The organism is Actinomadura meridiana (genome assembly GCF_039537545.1).
GTDB lineage: Bacteria > Actinomycetota > Actinomycetes > Streptosporangiales > Streptosporangiaceae > Spirillospora > Spirillospora meridiana.
Map to the genome: position 1 here is coordinate 118,646 of NZ_BAABAS010000001.1, position 26,266 is coordinate 144,911.

Genomic DNA, 26,266 nt, shown 5'->3' on the forward strand with positions numbered 1-26,266 from the left:
AATGTCGGTGCCGTCGCCTAGCCTCGGCGCGAGCCGGAGGGTAGGGGATGGGTGTGGCGACGTTTGTTCTGATCCACGGCGCCGGTGACGTCGGCTGGTACTGGCATCTGGTGGAGGCCGAGCTGCGGGCCCGAGGCCACGTGACCGTCGCGCCCGACCTGCCCTGCGATGACGACTCGGCGGGTCTGCCCGAATACACGGACACCGTGGTCGATGCGATCGGCGACCGGACGGACGTGGTGGTCGTCGCGCAGTCGTTCGGCGGTTTCGTCGCTCCGCTCGTCTGTGAACGGGTGGCTGTGGAGCTGCTCGTCCTGGTCGCGCCCATGATCCCTACGCCGGGCGAGGCGCCCAACGACTACTGGGACCGGACGGGATATGCCGAGGAGGAGCGGGAGGAGTACGACGACACGATCGCGCTCTTCCTCCAGGACGTGCCACCGGAACTGGCCGCCGAGGCGCTGGCCAGGGGACGCGACCAGTCCGACGCCCGGATGGGGGAGCCGTGCCCGCTGCGGGCCTGGCCCGACGTCCCCACGCGTGTCCTGGGCTGCCGGGACGATCGCCTTTTCACCCCCGGTTTCCTGCGTCGCGTCGCCCGGGAGCGCCTGGGGCTCGTCCCGGACGAGATCGACGGTGGGCACACCCCCGCACTGAGCCGCCCGCACGAACTGGCCGACCGCCTTGAGGCCTACGCCGCCGAGATCGGGCCCCGATGATGGGAAACACCGGATACGACGCCGAACTCCAGGGCCACAACGAGATGTTGCGCCGGGCGGCCGACGTCCAGCCTCATGACCACGTCCTCGACATCGGCTGTGGCGCCGGGCAGACGACCCGGCAGGCAGGGCAGGCGGCCCATGCGGGCAGCGCGCTCGGGCTCGACGTCTCCGCGCCCGCGATCGAACGGGCCCGTGAGTTGACCCGGACGGACGGGCCGCGCAACGTCACCTTCGAGCGCGCGGACGCGCAGACCTACTCCTTCCCGCCGGAATGTTTCGACCTGGCGATCAGCAGGTTCGGGACGATGTTCTTCGCCGACCCCGCCGCCGCGTTCACCGAACATCCGCCGGGCGCTGCGCCCGTCAGGACGGCTGGTGATGGTGGTCTGGCAGTTCGCCGAGCGCAACGAATGGGAGGTCGCCATCCGCCGGGCCCTTGAAACGCCGATCACCGACATCTCGGCAGGGCCGGACGCCTTTTCCCTCGCGGACCCGCCCACGGTGCGGAACATCCTGGAGGGCGCGGGGTTCGTGGACGTCGCGTTCACCGACGTCCACGAACCGGTCTACTACGGCCCGGATGTGACCGCCGCCCTCGACTGGGTTCGCGGCTTCACCTGCGCGAACGAAGCCCTGAACGGGATGGATTCCGACGCTGCGGCGCGCGTCCTCGACCGGCTGCGTGCGGTTTTCGCCTCGCACCTGGGCGACGACGGCGTCCGCTTCGACTCCCGCGCCTGGACCGTTTCCGCTCGCCGCTAACTGGTATGTAAACATACGCATCATTCCCTTCATGGGGTAACTTAGGGAGTGATGACGGAAAGAATGTATTCGGTTGAGGAGGTCGCGGACCTCCTCGGGCTGCATGTGCGGACCGTGCGCGGCTACATCCGCACCGGCCGGTTGACGGCGGTGCGGATCGGCAAGCAGTACCGGATCGCGGCCACCGACCTGGAGGCGCTGACCGGGCGTCCGCCCGTGGAGCCCGCGGGCGGCGCGTCGGTCGAGGTGTCGAGCATCGTGCAGATCGACGGCGTCGACCGGCGTGCGGCCGACCGGCTCGGCACGCTCGTGCTGGCCGGAGTGAACACCGGTGAGTCCGGCCGCCAGCTGCGGGTTCAGGTCGTCCACGACGAGGAGCGGAGCCGGATGAAGATCGTGATCCTGGGCGGGGCCGCCGCCACCGCCGACGTGCTGCGCCTGCTCGACTCCGTCATCGACGGAGACCTACTCGCGAGGAAGGACGACGATGGCTGACGCGGTGCGGGAGCTGGGCGGCCTCCAGGTCCTGGTGTGCGACCCGGACGGGCCGCCCGTGGCCACCATGCAGGACGCCCTCGACCTGATCGGCGCGGTGTTCCTCGGCGCCGAGATGGTGGCCGTCCCCGCGAGCCGCTTGGACCCACGGTTCTTCGAGCTGGGCACCCGCTTCGCCGGTGAGGTCATGCAGAAGTTCGTCACCTACCGCCTGCGTCTCGCGATCGTCGGCGACATCTCGGCCCAGATGGAGGCCAGCTCGGCGCTGCGCGCGCTCGTCCAGGAGTCGAACGGCCGCGACCACGTCTGGTTCGTGCCCGACCTCAACGACCTCGACGCCCGCCTGCGCGCGTAACCGAAGCCCGCTGCGGATTCCACCCCGAACCGACCACCAAGGGACCTGCCGGTTTCATCCCGTCCCCACGGGTGAAACCGGCGTGAAGGCGGTTTGAAGCCCACGTCCCGCACGCTTCGGGGCATGAACAGAGAAGCGGTGCAGACGGCCATTCGGGCCATCGGTCTGCGGAAGTCGTTCGGGGACAAGGTCGTCCTCGACGGGATCGACCTCGACGTCCAGCGTGGGACGATCTTCTCCCTGCTGGGGCCGAATGGGGCGGGGAAGACGACGGCCGTCAGGATTCTGTCGACCCTGCTCCCGGCGGACGGTGGCCACGTTCGCGTCGGCGGGTGCGATCTGGCGGAGGATCCCGACGGGGTGCGGCGGGCGATCGGGGTCACGGGGCAGTACTCGGCGGTGGACGGCCTGCTGACCGGTCGCGAGAACCTGATCCTGATGGCCGACCTGCACCATCTCGGCAGGGCCGCCGGGCGGCACGCGGCGGACGAGTTGCTGGAGCGGTTCGACCTGGTGGACGCCGCGAAGAAGACGGCCGCGACCTACTCGGGCGGCATGCGGCGGCGGCTCGACATCGCGATGACGCTGATCGGAAGCCCCCGGATCATCTTCCTGGACGAGCCGACCACCGGCCTGGACCCCCGCAGCCGCCGCACCATGTGGGAGATCATCCGCGGCCTGGCCAGGGACGGCGTGACGATTCTCCTGACGACGCAGTACCTGGAGGAGGCCGACCACCTCGCCGACCGGATCGCGGTGCTGGACGGCGGCCGCCTGGTCGCCGAGGGCACGTCCGAGGAGCTCAAGCGGCTCGTCCCCGGCGGGCATGTCCGGCTCCGGTTCGGTGATCTGGCGCTGCTCGACGCGGCCGCGCGGACGCTCGGCGCGGTGACCCGCGACGACGACGCGCTTTCCCTCCAGGTGCCGAGCGACGGCGGCGTTCGGTCGCTGCGGGCCCTGCTCGGCCGCCTGGCGGACGAGTCGATCGAGGTCGACGAGTTGTCCGTGCACACCCCCGACCTGGACGACGTCTTCCTGGCGCTCACCGGCACCACCGAGAAGGACGAGGTGACCTCGAAATGACCACGCTGACCCACGCGGCGGCCGACTCCGCGACGATGCTGCGCCGCAATCTGCGGCACGCGCTGCGCTACCCGTCCCTGACGATCGCCGGGATGATGACCCCGATCCTGATCATGCTGCTGTTCGTCGGGGTGTTCGGGAACGCCCTCGGCGACGGCGTCGGCGGCGCCGCGTCGGGCGACTACATCAACTACGTGGCGCCCGGGATCATCCTGATGGCGGTGGCGTCCGGCTGCATGACGACGTCGGTGTCGGTGTCGATGGACCTGACCGAGGGCATCGTCGACAGGTTCCGGACGATGCCGATCGCGCGGGCGTCGCTGCTGACCGGGCATGTCGTCGGCAGCATGATCCAGACGATGGTGAGCACGGCCGCGGTCATCGGGGTCGCGGTCGCGATGGGCTTCCGCACGGACGGCGGCCTGCTCGACTGGCTCGCCGCGATCGGCCTGCTGGCGCTGCTCATGTTCGGGCTGACCTGGGTGGCGGTCGCGCTGGGGCTGCTGGCGAAGAACCCGGAGGGCGCGAGCAACACGCCGCTGATCATCCAGTTTCTGCCGTTCCTCGGCAGCGCGATCGTCCCGCCGGAGTCCATGCCCGCCGGGGTGCGGTGGTTCGCCGAGTACCAGCCGTTCACCCCGATCATCGAGACGCTGCGCGGGCTGCTGGTGGGCTCGCCGAGCGGGTCGGACGCGGCGGCCTCCGTGGCGTGGTGCGTCGGGCTCGCGGTCGTCGGCTACGTGTGCTCGAAGGTGCTGTTCAACCGGAAGGCACCCCGCTAGCCGAGACGATCTTCCGCGCGGCGTCCCGCAGAGCGGCGCCCCTCAGGTCGGCGTATTCCGACACCGCGTCGGAGTACGCCGACCTGTCGGCGTCTTCGGCGGTGCGCCGCGCGAACGCCGGGGACATCGTCTGCTGGAACGACCGGACGAAGTGCATGCGCTCCGCCAGCGCGATCATGCGGGCGGCCCGCGTCCGGACGTCCGGCGGGACGTCGCCGCGAGCGAGGTCGGCGACGGCCATGGCGAGGAGCAGGCCGCCGCAGAGAGGCAGGTCCATGAAGAAGGACGGCATCGTCTCCTGCGGCATGGACAGTAGCCCGGACAGCTGGGCGGGCAGCCGGGCCACGATGTCCTCCACGAGGTCGAGCCGGTCGTACCGCGCGTGCGCGACGACGGTGACGCTGTGGGCCTCCAGCGTGAACGGGTAGAGGTCGGGCGCCGACATGGGCTCCTCGCCGTCGGTCAGCCGTCGCACCGCCTCCCGCCAGAGCCGCAGGCCGGTGCCCGGGTCGCCGCGTCCGAACGCGATCTCCGCGCGGGCGCCGAGGTTGAACGCGGCGGTGCCGAACGTCTCGTCCGGGGTGGAGACGACCGCCCGGTCGAGCCGCTGTTCGGCCAGGTCGAACTCGCCGAGACCGGCCTCGGTGGCGGCGAGCGCCCAGTCGAGCCCGAAACTGTCGGGCCAGCCGTAGCGGGTCAGCAGGTCCGCGGACGCCCGCAGATGGTGCGCGGTCCGCTCGCCCTGCCCGAGCTGCATCAGCAGTTCGCTGAGCCGTGAATGGGCGAGCATCGTCAGCCACGGGGTGTGCGGTTCGCCGGACGCCGCCAGCATCGCCTCGGTGGCGGCCAGCGCGCCGGTCACGTCCGCGTCCCGTTCCAGCAGGTAGCCCGCCAGGCAGTTCGCGAGGACGGCGAGGGCCGGTTCGTCGCTCGCGCGCAACCTGTCGAGGAGGGCGGGGCCGCCGTCCGGATCGAGGATCTCCGGCCCGGACGCCGCCAGGATCGCCATGGCCCGGACGGGACCGGTCGGCACCGGCGGCGGCAGGCGGCGCAGCGCCACAAGAACACGCGTCGCCCGCGGACCCTTCAACATGAGGGACGTCAGGACGCCGACCGTGAGCGCCGCCCGGGCCGTCACGACGTCGTCCGGCCCGGGACGGAAGCGCGTCAGCGTCCCGGCGGTCTCCTCCACCAGGGCGAGGATCCGGCTGTACGAGGACTCCAGCGTCCACATGCCGCCGAGGACGGCGACCACCGCCGCGACGGACGGGCCGTCGTCCCGGGCGATCCCGTGGCGGAGCGCCTGAAGCAGGTTGTCCTGCTCGGCCTGGACGCGTGCCAGCGGCGCGGCCGGTTCGGCGCAGAACAGCGCCTCGTGGTGGGCGGCGCCGAACTCCCGGGCCCAGGAGAGCAGCCCGGTAACCGCACGGTCGGTCCCGCCGTCCGCGTCGCGGTGGGCGGCGCTGAACTCGCGGACGCTCTCCAGCATCCGGAACCGGGTGCCGGAGACTCCCTCGGTCGTCTCGAGGAGCGACTGGCCGACGAGGTCGTCCAGGACCTCCAGGACGTCGCCGTCCACGAGATGGCGGGCGGCGTCGGCCGTGAAACCGGCGGAGAAGACCGACAGCGACCGCATCGCGGCCCGTCCGGACGGGCCGAGCAGGTTCCAGCTCCAGTCGACGACGGCGTGCATCGTCCGGTGCCTGGACGGTGCGTCGCGGGCGTTGCCGCGCAGCAGCGCGAACCGGTCGTCCAGGTTGCGGACGATCTCGGGCACCGACATGACGCGGACGCGCGCCGCCGCCAGCTCCACGGCGAGCGGCAGGCCGTCCAACCGCCCGCACAGCTCCTCGACGGCGTCGGCGGGGACGTCGGCGTTCGGCCGCGCCGCGTGCGCGCGCTGCCGGAACAGCTCGACCGCCGCCGACGGGTCGAGCGCGGGCAGCGGATACACCGACTCCGACGACAGGCCGAGCGGCGCGCGGCTCGTGGTGAGGACGCGCAGGTCGCGCGTGCGGGCCACCAGGCCGCCGACCAGGTCGGCGACGCCGTCGACGACATGCTCGCAGTTGTCCAGGACGAGCAGCACCGGGCCGGGCCCGAGCGCCTCCACGATCCCGCCGAGCCGGTCGACGGCGCCGAGGCGGCCGGGCGCGGTGGCCCGGCCAGGTTCGCCGACGCCGAGGACGGACGCCGTCTCGGCCGCCACGTCCTCGTTCCGCGCGACACCGGCGAGCGCGACGACGTGCACGGCGCGCTGCGGCGCCTCGCGCGCCACGGCGTTGGCGAGCCGGGTCTTGCCGAGCCCGCCCGGCCCGACGATCGAGGTGACGCGGGACGAGCGCAGCAGGTCGAGCACGGCGGCGAGGTCGTCGGCGCGTCCGAGCAGCGGGTTCGGCTCGTGTGCGACGCCGCGCCGGACGGCCGGGGCCTCGTCCCGCAACAACTCCCGCTGGACGCCCTGGAGCGCGGCCCCCGGATCGGTGCCGAGTTCGTCGCGCAGCGAACGCCGGTACGACTCGAACCGGGCCAGCGCGGCGGACGGGCCCGCCGTCGCCGCCTCGCAGCGCAGCAGCTCGGCCAGCACCTCCTCGTCGCGCGGGTACTCGCGGGCCGCGCCGGTGAGGGCCTCGAACGCCTCCGCGCGCAGGCCGAGCCGTGCCAGGGCCAGCGCGCGGGCGCGTTTCAGCGTCCAGTACGTCGCGGACCGTTCCGCGCGCAGCACCGACAACGGGTCGTCCGCGTCGTCGAGTTCGGGAGGACCGTCCCACAGGGCGAGGCCCTCTTCCGCGCGGGCCAGCGCGGCGGCGTGGTCTCCGTCTCGGGAGGCGCGGGCGCTCGCCGACGCGGCGAGCAGGACTACGGACGCGTCCACCGCCGACTCCGCCAGCCCCAGCCGGTATCCGGTCGGTGTGCTCGTGACGACGTCCGCGCCGAGCTGTGATCTGGTCCGCGAGACGACGACCTGGAGCGCCTTCGCGGGGTTCTCGGGGCGCTCGTCCGGCCACAGCCCCTCGACCAGGCGGGCGACGGACGCGCCCGCCCTCGGCTCGGCGGCGAGGAGCGCGAGGAGGCCGCGGGTTCGGGGGCTCGTGACGTCCCGTCCACGGCAGCGGACCCGCGCCAGCAACGTCAGCTCGACGGTCACGGGGACAGGCTAGCCCGGCGCGCGACGGCCCCCGCCCTCGTTCGCGACGGCGCCCGCCCATCCCCGCGGCGACGCTCGCTCGTGTTCGCGGCGACGCTCGCTCCTGTTCGCGGCGACGCTCAGCGCAGGTAGTGGTGGCTGCGGTCGAGCAGCCCGCGCGACTTCAGCTCCGAGCGCAGCGGGATCGCGTCGTCCCACACGCCCGACTCCAGCGTGAAGCCGAAATGGCTGGCGGCCTCGTCGCCGTCGCCCAGCAGTTGGCGGCGCAGCGGCGACAGGCCCCGCCACCAGTCGCCGTGCCGGTTGATCGACACGTCGTCCCGCCAGCGGATCCAGCGGTAGGTGTAGCAGAGGAACACCATCTTGCGGGTGACGTCCGACAGGTTCGCCGAGCGGGAGTGCCACAGCCGCCGGTCGAACACGAACGCGTCGCCCGGCTGAGCGGTGATCTCGACGGTGCCCGGCGGGCGGGGGTAGCGGCCGTCCGGTCGCGGCTCGGTGCGCTCCAGGGTGTTTCGGCGCTGGCTGCCCGGCACGACCAGCGTGCCGCCGCGTCCCGGCTCGGACAGGTCGCTGAGGACGTAGGCGACCTTGAGGGAGAACATCGGCCGCGGCTCCATGTCCAGGTCGGCGTTCTGCCGGTAGCCGTCCTGGTGCCACTGCCAGGCGGGCGGTTCGTCCGCCGCGACCGGCGGGTTCACGTCGAGATGGCTGTGGTGGACGTAGATGTTCCACCCCAGTTGCCCCCACACGAACGGGAACGTGGTGGGCAGGTCCAGCAGTTCCGTGAACGCCTCGTCGCGGAACACCCCGCCGAGGACGTGCATCGCGCCGCTCGCACCGAGCCGTCCGGCCCGCTCCTCGCCCGCGTACACCCGGTCCACCGCCTGCTCGACGCGCCGCCGGAGCGGCTCGTCCAACGCGCCCCGGACGAGCAGGTAACCCCGCTCGGCGAAGGTGCGACGATCCTCGACGGTGAGGCTCGCGTACCGGTCGGGGTACGGCCGGGACGCCGGCCCGGCGTCGGGCGCGGCCGCGGTTCGCTGCGACATGGCGTTGGTCCTTCCGGATGAGTGATCAAGCAGGAGATCACTGAAGCCGAGGACCATGAAGAACCCGTGAAGAACTCTCGGAGAAACGATCATGTCGCGGCCGGGGGCGGAACGGGCCAGGTGGCGGGCGCTACGGTCGGGACATGCGCACCGGATCACGCATTCTGGTCGCCGAGGACGATCCCAAGCAAGCACGGCTAATCCAGGTGTATCTAGAACAAGCCGGGCACAGCGTGATCGTCGTCGGCGACGGCAGGCGCGCGCTGGACCAGACCCGCGCCCGGCGGCCCGACCTGCTGGTGCTCGACGTCATGATGCCGAACGTGGACGGCCTGGACGTGTGCCGGATCCTGCGCGCCGAGTCGCGCGTCCCGATCCTGCTGCTGACCGCCCGCTCCCGCGAGGACGATCTGCTGCTCGGCCTGGACCTCGGCGCCGACGACTACATCACCAAGCCGTACAGCCCGCGTGAGCTGACGGCGCGGGTCCGGGCCCTGCTGCGCCGCGCCGGTGCGCTGCCTGGGTCCGGCGGCGGCCAGGCCGACGGCGAGACGGTGCTGCGCGTCGGCGAGCTGGAGATCGACCCGAGCCGGTTCGAGGTGCGGGTCGCGGGACGCCGCGTCGAGCTGACCGCCAAGGAGTTCGGGATCGTCCAGATCCTGGCCGCCGAACCCACCCGCGTCTTCACCCGCGCGCAGATCCTCACCCTGGCCTTCGGGTTCGACCACCACGTCCTGGAACGCACCGTGGACGCGCACGTCCGGAACCTGCGCCGCAAGATCGAGCCCGATCCGGCCGAGCCCGTCTACGTGCAGACGGTGTACGGGCGCGGCTACCGGATCGGCCCCGGTGCGGCGGACTAGCCGCGGCCTGGTCGCCGGGCTGCGCCGCTTCCGGGTCAGGGTGTTCGCCCTCATCGTGCTCGTCGCGCTGGTCGCGACCGGCGCGACGGCCTGGCTGACGGTGCGGGCCACCACCGCGCAGATCACCGAGTCGGTCGGGGTGGAGGAGCGCACGGCCGACATGATCCACCAGAACCTGGTCGACTACGGCACGCTGCACGGCACGTGGGAGGGCGTGGACCACGCGGTCCGGGGCCTCAACGAGCGCACCGGGCAGCGGATCCGGCTCAGCACCATCGACGGGGTCGTCGTCGCCGACACCGACACCCTGAACGGGCGCACGTCGCGGCCACCGTCCAGCCGTCCGGCGACGATCCTGGACACCCGGGAACTGCCGCCGCCCTACAAGACTCCCCTTGACGTCATCGCCCTGACCGACCAGCGCCGGCAGGTCCTGCGCCTGGCCGCCTGCCTGACCCGCAACAGCGTGCCGATCGTCCGGCGGGATCTCGGCGGCGGGCGCTGGACGGTCGTGCCGTCCGGCAGCGGTGACCGGGACGCGTTCGCCCCGTGCATGGAGTCGTCCGGCAGCAGTGCGAGCGAGCGGAGCGCCGACACCGAGGCGCTCAAGAGGTGCATGCGCGGCCCCGCGACACCGCCGCCCGCCACGCCGGACCCCGGCGGCCGGATCAAGGGCCAGGACAGCTGCGGCCAGCGCGCCTACGCGGAGCGGCTGGCGTCGGTCGCGCCCGTCGCGCTCCAGCTCAAGCTCGGATTCAGCGACGAGGGGCGGCGCAAGGTCGACATCGAGCCGCAGCGGGCGCTGGCCGCCGCCGGGCTGGTGGCCGTGTTGATGGACCCTGCACACCGCGCACCTCGCGACCGCCGAGACGGCCGGGGTCACGCTGGAGGTCAGTGCGCCGGATCCCGGGCCGCCGCTGCCACCGGTCGACGCCGACCCCGACCGGCTGCGCCAGGCGATCGGCAACCTGGTGACCAACGCGGTGCGGGCCACGGCGCCGGGCGGCACGGTCACGCTCGGCGCGCACCGTCCGGACGAGCCGGGCCGTGCGGGCGCTCCAGGCCGTGCGGGCGGCCCAGGCAGGGGCGGCACCTCGATCACCGTGACCGACACCGGGCACGGCATCGCCGCCGACGACCTGCCCAAGGTGTTCGACAGGTTCTGGCGCGCCGACAGCGCCAGGGGCCGCGACACCGGCGGCCGGGGGCTCGGGCTGGCCATCGCCCGGGAGATCGTCCTCGCGCACGGCGGGACGCTCACCGCCGAGAGCACTCCCGGCACGGGTTCGACGTTCACCATCTGGTTGCCCGCCTCGGACTGGGCCGCCGAATGAGCCCGCCGGACGGGTCGTCAGCTCGTGCGGTTGTGGCGGCGCAACGCGATCCCGGCGGCGACACCGCCCGCGATGGCGCCCGCGCCCGCCGCCGCGGGCAGGGCGATCATCGTCACCCGGCGGCCGGTACGGAAGTCGTGGACGGGCCAGCCGTTCTCCCTGGCGTGCTCGCGGAGCCCGCCGTCGGGGTTCACCGCGTGCGGATGCCCGACGGCCGTCAGCATCGGCAGGTCGTTCATCGAGTCGCTGTAGGCGGCGCAGCGCGACAGGTCGAGGCCCTCCCGCGCCGCGAGGGCCCGCACGGCCTCCGCCTTCGCGGGTCCGTGCAGCAGGTTCCCGACGAGCCGTCCGGTGTAGACGCCGTCGCTCGTCTCGGCGACGGTGCCGAGCGCGCCGGTGAGGCCGAGACGGTGCGCGATCGTCCGGGCGACCTCGACGGGCGTCGCGGTGACGAGCCAGACCTGCTGGCCCGCGTCGAGATGCTGGAGGGCGAGGGTCCGCGTGCCGTGCCAGATCCGGTCGGCCATCACCTCGTCGTAGATCTCCTCGCTCAGCTTGACGATCCCGGCGACCTTCTGCCCGGCGACGAACGAGAGCGCCGCCTCCTTGGCGCTGCCGATGTGCTCGGAGTTCTCGGTGCCGCGCAGCCGGAACGCGGCCTGACCCCACGCGAACATGGCGAGGTCGCGCATGGTGAACAGGCGGCGCGCCGCGAGCCCGCGCGCGAAGTAGTAGATGGACGCGCCGCGCATCATCGTGTTGTCGACGTCGAAGAACGCCGCGGCGGCGGGGTCGGGCTCGGGCAGCGGCGCGGGATCGGCCGCGGCCTCCGCGGCGGCCTTCCCGGCGCTCACCGGGTCCTCGTCCCTGCCTCGCTGCCAGAACGGACGCTGCCAAAACGAGATCTGCCGCATGGGACGAGACTAGTCAACCGCCTCCCCTCGGCCGTCGCTCCGCCCGTGGTTGCGACGGTCCTCGGCACGGTCGCCCGCCGCCGCGACGAGCCGCTCGCGCAGCACGGCGCGGAACCGCGGGTCGGGCCCCGCGTCGCTCGCCCGCAGCCGGGCGAGCGCGTTCCCCTGTTCGACGATCTTCCCTCGCCTGGTCATCACCGGTCGCTCCCTTGCGGGGTCCAGGCGTCAACGCGCTCTCTTGCCCGCACAAACGAGCGGACGGCACACAGGGTTACGGCCACGATGGGATTCGGCCCTGTTTCCGGACCGGCATATCTCGGCTCGGCGATGTTTCTGGCTTCGGCCGTATTCCGGGCGAGTCGGAATTCCGGGCGAGTCGGGGGTCAGTGGCGCAGGTCGTCCGGCAGCAGGCGCGCCAGCGTCCGGACGGCCCGGTACTGCAACGCCTTGATGGCGCCCGCCTTCTTGCCCATGATCAGCGCGGTCTCGGCGACCGACAGGCCGTGCAGGAACCGCAGGACGACGCATTCCTGCTGCTCCGACCCCAACCGGCGGACGGCCTGAAGGAGGGTCCTGTTGGTCATCGAGTCCAAGACGGCCAGTTCGGGCCCCTCCTGATGGGTGCTCGGCTCGACCAACTCGGCCGTGCAGATCTCCAGCCGGTAGCGACTCGACTTGAAATGGTCGGCGACCAGGTTCCGGGCGATCGTGACCAACCAGGCGCCGAAGTCCTTGCCCTGCCAGTGGAAGTCGCGGATACGGCGCAGGGCCCGCAGGAACGTCTCGCTGGTCAGGTCCTCGGTGAGCGGGTGCGTCCCGACCCGGTAGTAGACGTAGCGGTAGACCAGCTCGACATAGTGGTCGTAGAGGGACCCGAAGGCGTCGGCGTCACCGTCGCGCGCCCGCAGCACGAGCGCCTTGAGCATCTCGGCGCGGTCGGCGTCCTGCGCGGTGGGGCGCTCGGCGGCGCGACGATCCGTGTCACGGCGTTCGGCGGCACGGCGTCCGGCGACGGAACCGGGGGAGCCCCGGGAGGGCCGGGGGAGCGGGAAGGCCCCGGCATCGAGGGACAAGCTGCTCATGCAGTTCTCCTCGGGGCGTACGCGACCTCCGGCGTGATTTGCCACTCTAGATACCGAGGGGTACGCGGGGCAATGGCGCGGGCGGTGCAATGCCCCCGCCTGGCCGTCCATGGCCGTCCGGACGGGCGCGGAGGGCACCCGCGGGCGCCGCCCGGGACACCTTCACATGGAGGCGGGTTACCTTTTCGACCCCGTGATCGGGCACCATGGGGGCGCGATGGTCGATGCTCTGCTCGCGCTCCTTGCGACCCTGGGTGCCTTAACAGCCACCGGGTTGCTGATCTCGCGCGCCAAAAAGGACCGGCTGCTCTACCTGATCGCGTGGTCGTTCACCCAGGTCGGGTTGTCGCTGGCCCTGCTGTCCATGGGAGTCGGCTTCCTGGCCGGGTTCAACGGGCTGCTGTTCCGCGCGTTGGAACTCGGCGCCGCGATGATCGGGCCGGTCTGGCTCATGCTCGGCATGATCGAGCTGATCGCGCGGTACGTGCAGGTGCGGTTCGCGGCCTGGCTGTTCGCGATCTCGTACACGCTCGTCGCGACCGTCATCCTCGTCCTCGACCCGCTCAAGGGGACGCTGTCCAAGAGCCTGCCGAAGCCGGGCTCCACCTACGACGCGCTGCCGCTGCTGCTGATCGACGGCGCGCACGTCGTCGCGGTGATCGCGCTCGTCGGGTGCACCGGGTTCACCGCGTGGCTGGCGAGCAAGCGCGACCAGGAGGCGGCCGAGCTGCTCATCCCGGTCGCGCTGGTGGCGCTGGCCGGTGTCCTGGTCGTCAGCGGCACCCGCGGGTTCCTGCCCGCGCCGCTCGCGGTGATCGCGCTCGGCGGCGCCGCCGGGCTCGTCTGGTACGGCGCGGTGCGCACGATCCCGGTGTACGAAGACGAGGAAGGTTACGAGGAATATGACGACTACGACGGCGGCGACGACTATCGGGAGGAACCCGTGACCGGTTACGAGGAGCAGGGCTACCCGCCGCCCCGACACGACCGGAGCGCGCCGCCGCCGCCTCCCGACCCGAGACGCGGGGAGCTGCGGTTCCCCGACCCCGTCCCGCCGCCCCCGGCCGCCGTCCCCGCACCGGCCGAGGAACTGCGCTTCCCCGCCGACCCCGCCGGGCACCCGGCCGGGCCGACCGCCGTCGACAGCTTCGGCGTCCCCGGCGGTACCGGGGCGTCTCCACTGCCCGAGCAGGGGCGCCGCGCCGCCAGCCCGCGCGGCGAACTGGGGAACGCGTGCGGCCAGATCACCGTCTACACACTTCTCGACGGCCGCGAAGAGGCCTTCGACCGCCTCGCCACCGACCTGGTGAAGGCCGCCCTGGCCGCCGAGCCCGAGACGATGATCTTCGCCTGCCACGAGGTGGTGGGCAGCCCCACGCAGCGGATCTTCTACCAGCTGTTCCGGGACGACGCGGCCTTCGCCTGGCACCGGGAGCAGGCGCATCTGCGGCGGTTCCTGGCCGAGTCCCGCACCCATGTGCTCGCCACCAACGTGATCGAGCTGCGCCTCGGCCCGGCCAAGGTGCCGCTGCCCGCGCCGGAGTTCCCCGGGAGGTGACGCCGATGGGCGCGGTGACGATCACGCTGCTCGGCAAGCCGGGCTGCCATCTGTGCGACGACGCCCGCGCGGTGATCGACCGCGTCGCCCGCGAGCTGGACGTCCCGTGGGAGGAACGCGACATCACGCGCTCCGAGGCGGACACGGAACAGTACTGGGAGCAGATCCCGGTCACGCTGGTCAACGGCGTCCAGCACGATTTCTGGCGCGTCGACGAAGCACGCCTGCGCGCGGCCGTAGCGGAGGCGCGCGACTCCGCCCCGTGACCTGGGTGTCTGGTCGGTCACATCATCGGGGGCCGACTTTGTGCGCGTATTCACAAAGGCTTAACCTGGGAGAAAGCCCCTCCTCACAACGTCGAGCCGAAGAGCAGGCCGTGACATCTCGACAGAACCACAGGGACCGCGCGGGCCGCGGCATTCCCGAAGCCACCGTGGCGCGGCTGCCGGTGTACCTGCGCGCCCTCACGGGGTTGCAGGAACGCGGCGTCGCGACCGTGTCATCGGAGGAGCTGGCCGCCGCCGCCGGGGTCAACTCGGCCAAACTCCGCAAGGACCTCTCCCACCTGGGGTCCTACGGGACGCGCGGCGTCGGGTACGAGGTGGAGTACCTCGTCTACCAGATATCCCGTGAGCTCGGCCTCACCCAGGACTGGGTCGTCGCGATCATCGGGGTGGGTAACCTGGGCCGTGCGTTGGCGGGCTACGGGGGTTTCGCGTCCCGCGGCTTCCGGGTGGCGGGCCTGCTCGACGCGGACGACTCCATCGTCGGCCAGGAGATCGCCGGGATGACGGTGGAGCACACCGACCGGTTGGAGGACATCATCGCGCGCCACGGCGTGTCCATCGCCGTGATCGCGACGCCCGCGGGCGCCGCCCAGGGGGTGTGCGATCGCGTCGTCGCGGCCGGGGTGACGAGCGTCCTGAACTTCGCGCCGGTCGTGCTGTCGGTGCCGGACGGCGTCGACGTCCGCAAGGTCGACCTGTCCATCGAGTTGCAGATCCTCGCGTTCCACGAGCAGCGCAAGGCCGGAGGGCCGGACGGCCTCGCCTCCACGACCGGCGGGGAAGCTCCGCCGGGCACGAAGCATTATGTGGAGACGGTCATCGACGCATGAGCAGAGCGAACCGGGGGGTGTGGGGGGGACGTATCCCCCAGGGAGCAGGCATGATGCGAGTGGACGTGGGGCGAGTGAGCGTTGGGCGCGGCACGGGTGGACACTCGGGACACGAGAGAAACCTGGGAGACGCGGGAGGCGTAGCGTGAGCATTCTGGTCGTGGGCCTCAGCCACCGGAGCGCGCCAGTGGCGATATTGGAGCGCGCCGCGGTGGCGGGAGACGACCTGCTGAAGCTGCTGCACGCGGTGCACGCGTCCCCGAACGTCGCCGAGGCGGCGATCGTCTCGACGTGCAACCGGGTCGAGATCTACGCGGTGGTCGACAAGTTCCACGGCGGCGTCTCGGCGATCTCCGAGCTGCTGTCGCTGCACTCCGGCGTCCCGATGGACGATCTGTCGCCGCACCTGTACGTCCACTATGAGGAGCGGGCCGTCCAGCACGTGTTCGCGGTGGCGTGCGGGCTGGAGTCGATGGTCGTCGGCGAGGGGCAGATCCTCGGGCAGCTCCGGCAGGCGTTCCGCGACGCGCAGGACGAGGGCACGCTCGGCCGTGAGCTGCACGACGTCCTGCAACAGGCGTTGCGGGTCGGCAAGCGCGCCCACCACGAGACGGGCATCGACCAGGCGGGCGCGTCGCTGGTGAGCGTGGGCCTGGACGTGGCCGCGCGGCATCTCGGCCCGCTGGCGGGCGTCCGCGCGCTGGTGGTCGGCGCCGGGTCGATGAGTTCGCTCGCGGCGGCGACGCTGAGCCGGGCCGGTGCCCGCGAGGTCGTGGTGGCGAACCGGACCCCGGAGCGGGCGGAGCGGCTGGTGGAGTCGCTGGACGCGCCGTCCCGCGCGATCGGGCTCCCGGTGCTGGACGACGCGATCCCCGAGGCCGATCTGGTGGTGTCCTGCACGGGCGCGGCCGGTCTGGTGCTGACGGAGGAGCGGCTCACACGACGCGGTGTCGGGTCCGACGGGCGGCGCCGTTTCTTCCTCGATCTGGCGTTGCCGCATGACGTCGAACGGTCCGTCGGTGACCTCCCGGACGTGGAGCTGGCCGGGCTGGACGAGCTGCGCACGGCGGAGGAGACCGCGAACGCCGTCGGTTCGAAGGCGGTCGAGGCGGTCCGCCGGATCGTCTGCGACGAGGTCGAGTCGTTCCTCAGCGCCGCCCGCGCCGCCGCCGTCGCGCCCACGGTCGTCGCGCTGCGCAGCAAGGCCGCCGACGTCGTGGACGCCGAGCTGCACCGGCTGGCCGGGCGGGTCCCGGAGCTGGACGCCAGGGCGCGCGGTGAGATCGAACAGACCGTCCGGCGCGTGGTGGACAAGCTGCTGCACGCGCCGACCGTCCGGGTCAAGGAGCTGGCGGCGGCGCCAGGGGGCGACTCGTACGCCGACGCGCTGCGCGAGCTGTTCGACCTGGACCCGAAGACCCCCGACGCGGTGGCCCGCGCCGACCTGGACGAGGTGGTCTTCGCGTCGAGCCCGGAATGCGCCGAGGCCGACTGCGTGAGCACCGTGCCGCCGGGTCCGGGGGGCACGGGGCAGGGCGTGACCGTACACGAGGTGAACGCGCGCGCCGCGAACGTCCGGGCCGTGAGCGCCAGGGACGCCGTGGGGGCGCGCGAAGGAGACGAGGGATGAGCGGAGAAGCGAGCCGCGACGGGGACGCGGGCATCGCGAGCGGGCGCCCGCTGCGCCTCGGGACGCGGCGGAGCCTGATGGCGATGACGCAGTCTCGGCAGGTCGCGGACGCCTTGACGGCGCGGACCGGGCATGCGGTGGAGCTTGTCGGGGTAACCACGCAGGGTGATGTCTCCAAGGCCCTGCTCGCCCAGATCGGCGGTACGGGGGTCTTCGTCAACGCCCTCCGCGACAGGGTGCTGTCCGGTGAGGTGGACTTCGCCGTGCATTCGTTGAAGGATCTGCCGACGTCCCCGGCGCCGGATATCGTGCTCGCCGCGACCCCGCTCCGCGACGACCCGCGCGACGCCTTGTGCGGCCCGGCGAAGCTCGCCGATCTGCCGCGCGGCGCCCGCATCGGCACCGGTTCGGCGCGCCGGGCGGCGCAGCTGCGCGCGATCCGCGCCGACCTGGACGTCGTCCCGATCCGCGGCAACGCCGACACCCGGCTCCGCAAGGTGACCGACGGCGAGGTGGACGCCGTCGTCCTCGCCTACGCGGGCCTGCGCCGGATCCGCCGTCTCGACGCGGTCTCCGAGATCTTCGAGCCGGACCAGATGCTGCCCTCGCCCGGGCAGGGCGCGCTCGCGCTCGAATGCCGGGACGGCCGCGATGACCTGCGTGAACTGCTTGGAACGGTCGACGATCTCGCGACCCGGCGGGCCGTCACCGCGGAGCGGACGGTGCTGGCCGTCCTGGAGGCGGGTTGCTCCGCGCCCGTGGGGACGTACGCTGCCGAAGTAGATGAAAAACTGCATCTGACGGCCTCCGTCGTGTCGTACGACGGGAGCCGCCAGATAAGGCTGTCCACAAGCGGCAACCCCAATGACGCCGAGCGGCTCGGACGCGATCTCGCGGAACGACTGCTCGCCCAGGGTGCCGACCAGTTGATGGGGGAGCGCGATTGAGCCCCGCCGCGAAGAGCACAATTTCAGAAGGCACGGCGAGTCCGGAGGGCGCGCGGAGCACGGGCCGCGTCGTGATCGTCGGGATGGGGCCCGGCGACCCGGGCCTGCTGACGCTGCGCGCCGCCGCCGAGTTGGCGCGCGCCGACACGGTCGTGGTGAGCCGGGCGCACTGTCCGGACGAGGTCCTGGCGCACTGCCGTCCCGGCGTGGAGATCGTCGATTCGGCCGAGGGCGATCCGGCGCGGTTCGCCGAGCACGCCGCGAAGGCCGGGCGGCGGGTCGTTCGGCTGCTCCGGGGTGATCCGGGGCTCGCGTGCGGGCTGGCCGAGGAGGGCGGGGCGCTGGCGAAGGCCGGTGTCCCGTTCGAGGTCGTGCCGGGTGTGTCCGCCGTGACCGGGGTGCCGGGGTACGCGGGCATTCCGCTGACCGACGCCGGGCACCGCGAGGTCAGGGTCGTGGACGCCACGCACGGCGACGTCGACTGGGACCGGTTCGCCGACCAGGGGGCCACCCTGGTGATCCTCGGTGCGGAGCATTCGGTCGCGGAGGTCTGCAAGAACCTCGTCGCGGCGGGACGTCCCGACTCGACCCCGGCCGCGATGACCAGCCTCGGCACGACCACCGAGCAGGAGACCGTCGTGTCGACCCTGCAACGGCTGGCGCCCGACACCAAGGGCATGGAGGCGCCCGCGCTGATCATCGTCGGGGACGTGGTCGGCTGGCGCGACACGCTGTCCTGGTTCGAGACGAAACCGCTGTTCGGCTGGCGCGTCCTGGTGCCGCGCACGAAGGAGCAGGCGGCGTCGCTGTCGGACCAGCTGCGCGGGTACGGGGCCGTCCCCGACGAGGTCCCGACGATCTCCGTCGAGCCGCCGCGCACCCCGCAGCAGATGGAGCGGGCCGTCAAGGGCCTGGTCACCGGACGGTACGAGTGGGTGGTGTTCACCTCCACCAACGCGGTCCGGGCCGTCCGGGAGAAGCTCACCGACTACGGCCTGGACGCCCGCGCGTTCGCCGGGCTGAAGGTCGCCGCCGTGGGCGAGCAGACCGCCGCCGCGCTCGTCGAGTTCGGCGTCCAGCCGGACCTGACGCCGTCCGGGGAGCAGTCCGGCGAGGGCCTCGCGCGGGACTGGCCGCCCTACGACGAGGACCTCGACCCCATCAACCGGGTGCTGCTGCCCCGCGCCGACATCGCGACGGACGTGCTCATCGCCCGTCTCACCGAACTCGGCTGGGAGTGCGACGACGTGACCGCGTACAGGACGGTCCGCGCCGCGCCGCCGCCCGAGCCGATCCGCAACGCGATCAAGGGCGGCGGGTTCGACGCCGTGCTGTTCACCTCGTCGTCCACGGTGAAGAACCTGATCGGCATCGCGGGCAAGCCGCACAAGGTGACGGTCATCGCGGTGATCGGCCCGCAGACGGCCAAGACGGCCGAGGAGTACGGGCTGCGCGTCGACGTCATGGCCGACCAGCCGTCGGCCGCCGCGCTCGCGGCGGCCCTCGCCGAGTACGGCACCCGGTGGCGGACGAGCCGCGCCGACGCGGGGGAGCCGCCCCGCAAGCCCAGCCAGATGCGCCGAGGAGCCCGCCGCCGCAGGTAGGGCGACCACCGCTAGGGAGAGAGACGATGTCCGCTCAGTTTCCGGTCGCGCGCCCCCGGCGCCTCCGGCGCACCCCCGCCCTGCGCGCGCTGGTCGCCGAGACCCGGCTCGACCCGGCCGGTCTCGTGCTGCCGATGTTCGTCAAGGAGGGCATCGCCGCGCCGCTGCCCGTGGCGTCGATGCCGGGCGTCGTCCAGCACACCCGCGACAGCCTGCGCAAGGCCGCGCACGAGGCGGCCGAGGCGGGCGTCGGCGGGATCATCCTGTTCGGCGTCCCGGAGGTGAAGGACGGCGTCGGCTCCGGCGCCGACGACCCGGACGGGATCGTCCAGCTCGCCCTGCGCGACCTGGCGTCCGACCTCGGCGACGCCGCCGTGATCATGGCGGACCTGTGCCTGGACGAGTACACCGACCACGGGCACTGCGGCGTCCTGACCGCGTCCGGCGAGATCGACAACGACGTGACGCTGGAGCGGTACGCGTCCATCGCCGAGGCGCAGGCGGACGCGGGCGCGGCGGTCGTCGCCCCGAGCGGCATGATGGACGGCCAGGTCGCCGCGATCCGCGCGGCCCTCGACGGCGCCGGGCACAAGGACGTCGCGATCCTGGGCTACTCGGCGAAGTACGCCTCGGCGTACTACGGGCCGTTCCGCGAGGCCGCCGAGTGCGCGCCGCAGTTCGGTGACCGCTCCGCCTACCAGCAGGACCCGGCCAACGCCGACGAGGCCCTGCGCGAGGTGTTCCTCGATCTCGACGAGGGCGCCGACATGGTCATGGTGAAGCCCGCCGGTGCCTACCTCGACATCATCCGCCGCGTCCGCGACGCCGTGGACGTCCCCGTCGTCGCCTACCAGGTGAGCGGCGAGTACGCGATGATCGAGGCCGCCGCCGAGAAGGGCTGGATCGACCGCGACCGCGCGATCACGGAGTCCCTCCTGTCGATCCGCCGCGCGGGCGCCGACATCACCCTCACCTACTGGGCCACCGAGGTCGCGCGCGGCCTGGTCTAGGTGGTCCTGAAGGCGGGCGCCTAGTCACTTGGGGCCGTTTTCCGGGGGTTGCCGTGTCCGTGGTTCCGCGCGCCCGGCATCATCGGTATTCAAGGACGCACGTTCGACCTTGGGTATTGGGGGCGGAGATGCTGGCGGTCTCGGGGAGCAAGCGGTTGAAAGCGGCGCGCGACCGGCTGGCCCCGGCCGCGCGCGACTACGCCGAACTCGGCTGGCCCTGCTTTCCCGGCGCGCACCCCCCGAACGTGAGCGGCCGCAAGGGTCGCGGCAGGGCGTGTTCGTGCGACCGGCTCGGTTGTCCCGACCCGGCCGCGCATCCGGTGTCGGCGGCGTGGGCCCACCAGGCCACCGTGGACACCGCCGTGATCGAGCGCTGGTGGTCCGAACGCCCGCAGGCCAACATCATCCTGCCGACCGGCCGGGTCTTCGACGTGTTCGACGTCCCCGCCGGGGCGGGCGCCGCCGCCCTCGACCGCATCGACCGCGACGACCTGCCCGTCGGGCCCGTGGCCTCCGTCGGCGGCGAACGGCACCTGTTCTTCGTCGCGACCCGAGGCGCCCCCGTCGACGAGGACGAATGGTGGTCCTGCCACCTCGACTGCTCCCCGGAGGACGTCGCCGAGACGCCCGGGATGCGCTGGCACTGCCGCGACAGTTACGTCGTCGCGCCGCCGTCGCTGCTGCCGTCCGGCCGCGAGGTCACGTGGCTGAGGCCGCCCGCCACCGGTCCGCTCCCCGACCCGCTCCGCCTTCTGGAAGTACTGTCCGACAGCTGCGACCTGGCTGGCTAGGACGCGCTCGCGGGCACCTGCACGGCCGGTTTGCGACCCCACCGGGTGTAGGAGCCGCGCAGCAGCTGGTTACGCCCCTTCTCCGCCCCCGCCCGGACCCAGAACTTGACGGGACGGTGCCCGGCGTCGAGCTTGATGGCGAACGTGATCTCGTTGACGCCGGTGTCCTGCGCCATCCGCGCGTACATGGGTCCGACACCGGGCGCCCGCGACAGCGTCCTGACCGGCGCGGACCCCTCGTAGATCGCCCCGGTCCTGGTCTTGAGGACGGTCGCCGACCGCAGCAGCAGCGTCAGGTTCGTCACCGAGCTGCCCTGGCGCACCTGGTCGGCCGCCGCCGGGTAGCCGCGCCCGCCGAGCGGCGACGACTTCCACCTCTTCCCGGCCCGCACGTACAACCGGTTCTGGACGATCAACGCCCGGACCGGCTTGCGCGTCGACCCCGCCCCCGCCAAGGTCAACGAGAACGACGACTCGCCACCAGGGCCCAGGCTCAACGTCCCCTTGCCACTCGCCGGAAACCCGCAACAACCCGACTGCCGGTAGTTGAAGACGGCACCGGGGGAGGCCGCCACGGCCCGGTCGATCTTCGCCACGAGCGGACCGGGATCGACACCGCCCGCGGGCGGCGTCGGCCGTGGCGTGCTGCTCTGCGCCGTCGTCGGCTCGGCCGGTTGCTTCTTGTCGTCCTTCAGCAGCGTCGCGGCGCCCGCCCCGGCGACCGCGACGATGAGCACGGTGACGGCGGCGACGATCCAGGGCGCCCGAGAGCCGCGCTGTTCGGCGGCGCGCCTGGCCGCCACGACCGGGTTCAGGCCGCTGCTGCGCGACGACCTCGGCTTCGGCGGCTCGGGCTGCCGCGCGGCCTGCGCGGCGAGTTCGGTGAGGCGCCCACGGCCCTGCGCCTCCCACGACGGCCCGTACGCGGACACGGCCGCGTCCTCCAGGGCCGCGAGATAGTCGGCCGCCGACGCCGGACGCCACGCGGCCTCCTTCGCCAGGCCCCGGTGGATCAGGTCGCGCAGCGGACCCGGCACCTCCTCGGCGGGGATCGGCGCCTCCCGGTGCAGCCGCGCCATGTTCCGTCCGGCGTACGGGGGCCGCCCGGTGAGGCACTCGTAGAACACCGCCGTGGCGGCGTACAGGTCGCTGGCGACGGTGGCGGGCGCGCCGTCCCACAACTCGGGCGCCGCGTACGCCGGACCGAACTGCGCCTCCGTCCCGGGCCGCGCCGTCGCGAAGTCGGTGAGTCGCGCGTTGCCCTCACCGTCGATCATGATGTTCGCCGGCCGCAACGCCCCATGCACGATCGGATCGTGCTCGTGGACGGCCGCGAGCCCGAGCAGCGTCCCGCCGAGCATCGACAGGGCCGCGAGCGGACCGGTCGGGCCCTGCGCGGCAAGCATCCGCCGCAGGCTGACGCCCTCCACGAACTGCATCACGACCGCCGCGCCGTCCGCCGTCTCCACGAAGTCGTACAGATCGACCACGTTGGGATCTTCGAGCTGGGACAGCCCGCGCGCGACCGCGCGGAACCGCGTCAGAAAGCCCTCGTCGACGCGCAGCGCCCCGTCGAGATACTTGATCGCGACCTTGGTGCTGGTCAGGTCGTCGACCGCGAGCACCACCCGGCCCGCGACGCCGTCACCCAGTTCCCGTTCGTGGGTGAAGCCCGGGACCGTCCAGCCGTTGACCACGGTGAAAGCCATCCCTCCGATACGCCCGTCCCGGTGTGCACCGCCGGTGAGGTCGGGGCGCCGTGAGACCGCAGGCTGCGACAAGGCGCCAATGTCGTACTTGGTGGAATATCGGCCCGTACCGCCCCAGGTCAAGGCAAGTCGCCGAACTGCAACTGAGAGACTGAACCGGTGACTGGTATCGATCTTTCTCAGCAGTGGTTCGAGCGGGCGGTCGAGGTCGTGCCGGGGGGTGTGAACTCGCCGGTTCGGGCGTTCGGGGCCGTTGGGGGGACGCCGCGGTTCATGGCGTCGGCGCGGGGGCCCTATCTGACGGACGCGGACGGGAACGAGTACGTCGATCTGGTGTGCTCGTGGGGGCCGATGATCCTGGGGCACGCGCATCCGGCCGTCGTGGAGGCGGTGCGGGACGCGGCAGGGCGCGGCACGTCCTATGGGGCGCCGACGCCTGGGGAGGTCGAGCTGGCGGAGGAGATCATCGCGCGGACGCCGGTGGATCGGGTGCGGCTCGTCAACTCGGGGACCGAGGCGACGATGTCGGCGATCCGGCTGGCGCGTGGGTTCACCGGGCGCAGCAAGGTCGTGAAGTTCGCGGGCTGCTACCACGGGCATGTGGACTCGCTGCTCGTGGCGGCGGGGTCGGGGGTCGCGACGTTCGGGCTGCCTGACACGCCTGGTGTTACTGGGGCGACGACCGGGGACACGCTGATCCTTACGTACAACGACGTCGCTGCGGTGGAGACCGTGTTCGATGAGCACGGGACTGACATCGCGTGTGTCATTACCGAGGCCGTGCCTTGCAATATGGGTGTGGTGCCGCCGTTGGAGGGGTTCAACGCGCTGCTTAAGCGGTTGTGTGAGCGGTATGGGGCGTTGTTGGTGGTGGACGAGGTGCTCACCGGGTTTCGGGCGTCCAGGTCTGGGTGGTTCGGGATCGAGGGTGTGGCCGGTGACCTGATGACCTTTGGGAAGGTGATGGGGGGAGGGTTGCCCGCTGCGGCGTTCGGGGGGCGGGCCGACATCATGGGTCAGCTTGCTCCGGCTGGGCCCGTGTATCAGGCGGGGACGCTGTCGGGGAATCCGCTCGCTACGGCTGCTGGGCTCGCGACGCTGCGGAACGCAACCCCTGAGGTCTACGCGGCCATTGATCGGTCGGCGGAGCTTGTGGCGAAGGCGGCGTCGGACGAGTTGGCGCGTGCGGGCGTCCCGCACCTGGCGCAGAACGCTGGGAACCTGTTCTCGGTCTTCTTCACCGATGGGCCGGTGGGGGATTTCGCGGCGGCGCAGCGGCAAAACGTCCAGGCGTATGCGGCGTTCTTCCATGCCGCGTTGGAGCGTGGTGTGTATCTGCCGCCGTCCGCGTATGAGGTGTGGTTCCTGTCGGCGGCGCATGATGAGGAGGCTCTGGGGCGTGTTCTGGAGGCCCTTCCGCATGCTGCCCAGGCCGCTGCCCGGGCGGTCGCTTAGAGGACGTTTTGGAGGGCGCTGAACGCCTTCAGGGCTGTTGCGGTTGAGCCAGGGTGCGGTGCGTGGAGTGGGGCGCGCACTGTCGGGTCGTCGATCAGGCCCTCCTCGGCCAGGCATGCCTTGAGGACGCTTGGGGCCGGTTCTGCGAAGAGGGCCTCCGCCAGCGGGAGTAGCGCGTTGTGGAGGGCCAGGGCGCGGGGTGCGTTGCCGTCGCGGGTCGCGGTCGAAAGGGTGGCGTAGGCGGTGGGTGCCAGGCAGGCCGATGCGGCGACGCCTCCTGCTGCACCCAGTTGGAGCATCGGGTAGATGTACGCGTCGTCTCCGCACAGGATCGCCTTGGCTGGGGCGGCGGCCAGGACGGCCAGGGCGTCGTGGTCGAGGGTGCCGGGGCAGTACTTCATTCCGGTGACGCAGTCGAGCGCGAGGATCTTGAGGAGGGTGTCGGCGGGGAGGTGCTTTCCCGTCCGGTACGGGATCGCGTACGGGATGAGCGGGACGTCCACCGCCGCGCCGATGGCCGCGAAGTGGTCGACGACCCCCTCATCGGAAGGACGCAGGTAGTACGGCACGACGACCAGCAGCGCGTCCGCCAAAGGGGCGCGTTCGCGGGCCTGCCGGATCGAGTCCTCGGTGCCCATCGTCCCGGCGCCCACGATCAGTGGTGTTCCGCGTTCGATGGAGACGGCGCGGCACACCTCCAGCACCGTGCGCTGCTCGGCGGGGGTCAGGAGGGCCGCTTCGCCAGTCGTGCCCAGCGCGACCAGGCCGTCCACGCCGCCGTCCAGGCAGTGGGTGGCCAGACGTTCGAGCGACTTGGTGTCCACCTCGCCGGAGTGGGTGAACGGTGTGACGAGTGAAGCGTGCATTCCGCGCATGGGTGTCACCTTGTCTCGACGGGTTCCGGTTCGGGCGTGGGGACGATCTCGTGCCGTTTCCGTGGACGGACGCTCCCCGCCGCGACCCCGGCGATGATCAGCACCGCCCCGACGACCCGGACGGCGTCCACGTGCTCGTCCAACAGCAGCCCCGCCGACAGGAGCCCGAACGGCGGGACGAGCAGCGAGTACATCGCGACGGTGCTGGCCTCGTAGCGACGCATCAGCCAGCCCCACACGCCGAACCCGAACAGTGTGGAGACGTAGGCGATGAATGCCAGGGACGCGAACCCCGCCACGGATATATGGCGCGCAGCGTCCGGAATGGCTCCCGGCCCCTCGAAGATCAGGGAGAGGGTGAGCAGGGGGAGCGGCGGCACCAGCGACACCCAGACCATGAGGCCCAGGGGGTCGATGGGGCCGGTGGCCGCCTGGTTCATCCGCCGCATGGCGACGTTGGCCAGGCCCCAGCTCGCGGCGGCGAGCAGGCAGACGAGGAACGCGCCGACGGGGCTCCCGCCCTCGGCCTGGGCCACGCCGAGCAGCGTCACGCCGCCGAAGGCGACCGCCATGCCCGTGACCTGCCGGACGTCGAGCCTTTCGCGCAGCAGCACGCCCGCGAACAGCGCCGTGAAGATCGCCTGGATCTGGAGCACGACCGACGCCAGGCCGGCGGGCATCCCCATGTCCATGGCGATGAACAGCAGGCCGAACTGCCCCACGCCGAGCGGCACGCCGACGAGGACGAGCCAGCGCGCCGGGACGGGCGGCCGCCGGACGAGGAACACCGCGGGCACCGCCGCCAGCACGAACCGCAGGGCGGCGGTCAGCAGCGGCGAGACGTCCTCCAGCACCCGGTGGATGGGGACGAAGTTGAAGCCCCACAGCGCGGCGACCAGGGTGGCCAGCAGGACGTGGCGGGATCTCATAGACCGATCGTCAAGTAAACCCTCACTTTAGGGCAAGCGAGAAATTCTT

General features: G+C 72.2%; 28 protein-coding genes. 18 read left to right on the forward strand and 10 right to left on the reverse strand.

The genetic code is table 11. The annotated features are described in order from the left end of the window. Nucleotides 1-53: 53 nt before the first annotated feature. The 7 genes from ABD808_RS00555 (at nucleotide 54) to ABD808_RS00585 (ending at nucleotide 4,199) form a co-directional block, all read left to right on the forward strand. The gene (locus ABD808_RS00555; protein WP_344887753.1) at nucleotides 54-719 is read left to right on the forward strand and encodes an alpha/beta hydrolase; all 666 of its coding nucleotides are present in this window, start codon (nucleotides 54-56) and stop codon (nucleotides 717-719) included. Beyond that, nucleotides 716-1,162, forward strand: a complete 447-nt coding sequence (locus ABD808_RS00560; RefSeq protein ID WP_344887756.1) for a class I SAM-dependent methyltransferase — start codon at nucleotides 716-718, stop codon at nucleotides 1,160-1,162. Before ABD808_RS00555 ends, ABD808_RS00560 begins: the two co-directional genes overlap by 4 nt. Beyond that, nucleotides 1,101-1,484, forward strand: a complete 384-nt coding sequence (locus ABD808_RS00565) for a hypothetical protein (RefSeq protein ID WP_344887759.1) — start codon at nucleotides 1,101-1,103, stop codon at nucleotides 1,482-1,484. Before ABD808_RS00560 ends, ABD808_RS00565 begins: the two co-directional genes overlap by 62 nt. A gap of 51 nt (nucleotides 1,485-1,535) precedes the next feature. Then, nucleotides 1,536-1,979 (forward strand): helix-turn-helix domain-containing protein, encoded by a 444-nt coding sequence (locus ABD808_RS00570; protein ID WP_344887762.1) that lies wholly within the window; start codon nucleotides 1,536-1,538, stop codon nucleotides 1,977-1,979. Beyond that, nucleotides 1,972-2,334, forward strand: coding sequence for a DUF4180 domain-containing protein (locus ABD808_RS00575; protein ID WP_344887765.1), 363 nt, complete (start codon nucleotides 1,972-1,974; stop codon nucleotides 2,332-2,334). The genes ABD808_RS00570 and ABD808_RS00575 overlap by 8 nt, the downstream gene beginning before the upstream one ends. Nucleotides 2,335-2,457: 123 nt before the next feature. Beyond that, complete coding sequence (locus ABD808_RS00580) at nucleotides 2,458-3,417, forward strand: ATP-binding cassette domain-containing protein (RefSeq protein ID WP_344887768.1); 960 nt, start codon at nucleotides 2,458-2,460, stop codon at nucleotides 3,415-3,417. After that, on the forward strand, nucleotides 3,414-4,199 hold the full coding sequence (locus ABD808_RS00585; protein ID WP_344887771.1) for an ABC transporter permease: 786 nt from the start codon (nucleotides 3,414-3,416) through the stop codon (nucleotides 4,197-4,199). The genes ABD808_RS00580 and ABD808_RS00585 overlap by 4 nt, the downstream gene beginning before the upstream one ends. Here ABD808_RS00585 and ABD808_RS00590 read toward each other — a convergent pair. Both ABD808_RS00590 and ABD808_RS00595 read right to left on the reverse strand, forming a co-directional pair. Next, nucleotides 4,177-7,347 carry an AfsR/SARP family transcriptional regulator gene (locus ABD808_RS00590; protein ID WP_344887774.1) on the reverse strand — a complete coding sequence of 1,057 codons (3,171 nt, stop codon included), beginning with the start codon at nucleotides 7,345-7,347 and terminating at the stop codon, nucleotides 4,177-4,179. The two genes, ABD808_RS00585 and ABD808_RS00590, sit on opposite strands and share 23 nt — an antisense overlap. Nucleotides 7,348-7,466: 119 nt before the next feature. Next, entirely contained in the window at nucleotides 7,467-8,399 is a 933-nt protein-coding gene (locus ABD808_RS00595) for a phytanoyl-CoA dioxygenase family protein (protein ID WP_344887777.1), read from the reverse strand. A 143-nt stretch (nucleotides 8,400-8,542) separates the two neighbouring features. On the opposite strand from ABD808_RS00595, the gene ABD808_RS00600 reads away from it, so the two are divergent. Next, on the forward strand, nucleotides 8,543-9,262 hold the full coding sequence (locus ABD808_RS00600) for a response regulator transcription factor (RefSeq protein WP_344887780.1): 720 nt from the start codon (nucleotides 8,543-8,545) through the stop codon (nucleotides 9,260-9,262). A 183-nt stretch (nucleotides 9,263-9,445) separates the two neighbouring features. Here the strand turns inward: ABD808_RS00600 and ABD808_RS00605 are convergent, their stop codons facing one another. Continuing rightward, nucleotides 9,446-9,625, reverse strand: a complete 180-nt coding sequence (locus ABD808_RS00605) for a hypothetical protein (RefSeq protein WP_344887783.1) — start codon at nucleotides 9,623-9,625, stop codon at nucleotides 9,446-9,448. Between the two features lie 18 nt (nucleotides 9,626-9,643). Then, a complete protein-coding gene (locus tag ABD808_RS00610) occupies nucleotides 9,644-9,880 on the reverse strand; it encodes a hypothetical protein (RefSeq protein ID WP_344887786.1) in 237 nt (78 codons plus the stop codon). Nucleotides 9,881-10,209: 329 nt separating this feature from the next. Between ABD808_RS00610 and ABD808_RS00615 the strand changes: the two genes are divergently transcribed. Further along, nucleotides 10,210-10,596, forward strand: a complete 387-nt coding sequence (locus ABD808_RS00615) for a sensor histidine kinase (protein WP_425548871.1) — start codon at nucleotides 10,210-10,212, stop codon at nucleotides 10,594-10,596. Nucleotides 10,597-10,613: 17 nt separating this feature from the next. On the opposite strand, the gene ABD808_RS00620 is transcribed toward ABD808_RS00615, so the two are convergent. The 3 genes from ABD808_RS00620 to ABD808_RS00630 form a co-directional block, all read right to left on the reverse strand. Beyond that, nucleotides 10,614-11,510, reverse strand: a complete 897-nt coding sequence (locus ABD808_RS00620) for an HAD family hydrolase (RefSeq protein ID WP_344887792.1) — start codon at nucleotides 11,508-11,510, stop codon at nucleotides 10,614-10,616. 9 nt (nucleotides 11,511-11,519) lie between these two features. Further along, nucleotides 11,520-11,705, reverse strand: coding sequence for a hypothetical protein (locus ABD808_RS00625; RefSeq protein ID WP_344887795.1), 186 nt, complete (start codon nucleotides 11,703-11,705; stop codon nucleotides 11,520-11,522). A gap of 188 nt (nucleotides 11,706-11,893) precedes the next feature. Further along, complete coding sequence (locus ABD808_RS00630) at nucleotides 11,894-12,592, reverse strand: sigma-70 family RNA polymerase sigma factor (RefSeq protein WP_344887798.1); 699 nt, start codon at nucleotides 12,590-12,592, stop codon at nucleotides 11,894-11,896. Nucleotides 12,593-12,758: 166 nt separating this feature from the next. Between ABD808_RS00630 and ABD808_RS00635 the strand changes: the two genes are divergently transcribed. From ABD808_RS00635 to ABD808_RS00670, 8 genes are all read left to right on the forward strand, one after another. Next, nucleotides 12,759-14,150, forward strand: coding sequence for a putative quinol monooxygenase (locus ABD808_RS00635; RefSeq protein ID WP_344887801.1), 1,392 nt, complete (start codon nucleotides 12,759-12,761; stop codon nucleotides 14,148-14,150). A 5-nt stretch (nucleotides 14,151-14,155) separates the two neighbouring features. Beyond that, on the forward strand, nucleotides 14,156-14,416 hold the full coding sequence (locus ABD808_RS00640) for a glutaredoxin family protein (protein WP_344887804.1): 261 nt from the start codon (nucleotides 14,156-14,158) through the stop codon (nucleotides 14,414-14,416). Nucleotides 14,417-14,526: 110 nt separating this feature from the next. After that, on the forward strand, nucleotides 14,527-15,267 hold the full coding sequence (locus ABD808_RS00645; protein WP_344887807.1) for a redox-sensing transcriptional repressor Rex: 741 nt from the start codon (nucleotides 14,527-14,529) through the stop codon (nucleotides 15,265-15,267). A gap of 145 nt (nucleotides 15,268-15,412) precedes the next feature. Beyond that, nucleotides 15,413-16,897 carry a glutamyl-tRNA reductase gene (locus tag ABD808_RS00650; protein WP_344887810.1) on the forward strand — a complete coding sequence of 495 codons (1,485 nt, stop codon included), beginning with the start codon at nucleotides 15,413-15,415 and terminating at the stop codon, nucleotides 16,895-16,897. Next, nucleotides 16,894-17,844: a hydroxymethylbilane synthase gene (gene hemC, locus ABD808_RS00655; RefSeq protein WP_344887813.1), complete on the forward strand. Its 951-nt coding sequence runs from the start codon at nucleotides 16,894-16,896 to the stop codon at nucleotides 17,842-17,844. The genes ABD808_RS00650 and hemC overlap by 4 nt, the downstream gene beginning before the upstream one ends. A 20-nt stretch (nucleotides 17,845-17,864) precedes the next feature. Beyond that, nucleotides 17,865-19,448 (forward strand): bifunctional uroporphyrinogen-III C-methyltransferase/uroporphyrinogen-III synthase, encoded by a 1,584-nt coding sequence (locus tag ABD808_RS00660; RefSeq protein WP_344888321.1) that lies wholly within the window; start codon nucleotides 17,865-17,867, stop codon nucleotides 19,446-19,448. A 26-nt stretch (nucleotides 19,449-19,474) separates the two neighbouring features. Then, nucleotides 19,475-20,458 carry a porphobilinogen synthase gene (gene hemB, locus ABD808_RS00665; protein WP_344887816.1) on the forward strand — a complete coding sequence of 328 codons (984 nt, stop codon included), beginning with the start codon at nucleotides 19,475-19,477 and terminating at the stop codon, nucleotides 20,456-20,458. Nucleotides 20,459-20,586: 128 nt separating this feature from the next. Continuing rightward, nucleotides 20,587-21,249: a bifunctional DNA primase/polymerase gene (locus ABD808_RS00670; protein ID WP_344887819.1), complete on the forward strand. Its 663-nt coding sequence runs from the start codon at nucleotides 20,587-20,589 to the stop codon at nucleotides 21,247-21,249. Here the strand turns inward: ABD808_RS00670 and ABD808_RS00675 are convergent. Then, entirely contained in the window at nucleotides 21,246-22,958 is a 1,713-nt protein-coding gene (locus tag ABD808_RS00675) for a protein kinase domain-containing protein (RefSeq protein WP_344887822.1), read from the reverse strand. The two genes, ABD808_RS00670 and ABD808_RS00675, sit on opposite strands and share 4 nt — an antisense overlap. A 159-nt stretch (nucleotides 22,959-23,117) precedes the next feature. Between ABD808_RS00675 and hemL the strand changes: the two genes are divergently transcribed. After that, nucleotides 23,118-24,413: a glutamate-1-semialdehyde 2,1-aminomutase gene (gene hemL / locus ABD808_RS00680; RefSeq protein ID WP_344887825.1), complete on the forward strand. Its 1,296-nt coding sequence runs from the start codon at nucleotides 23,118-23,120 to the stop codon at nucleotides 24,411-24,413. Here hemL and ABD808_RS00685 read toward each other — a convergent pair. Beyond that, nucleotides 24,410-25,288: a dihydrodipicolinate synthase family protein gene (locus tag ABD808_RS00685; protein WP_344887828.1), complete on the reverse strand. Its 879-nt coding sequence runs from the start codon at nucleotides 25,286-25,288 to the stop codon at nucleotides 24,410-24,412. The genes hemL and ABD808_RS00685 overlap by 4 nt on opposite strands. A 5-nt stretch (nucleotides 25,289-25,293) precedes the next feature. Next, nucleotides 25,294-26,217 carry an EamA family transporter gene (locus ABD808_RS00690; protein ID WP_344887831.1) on the reverse strand — a complete coding sequence of 308 codons (924 nt, stop codon included), beginning with the start codon at nucleotides 26,215-26,217 and terminating at the stop codon, nucleotides 25,294-25,296. Between the last annotated feature and the right edge of the window lie 49 nt (nucleotides 26,218-26,266).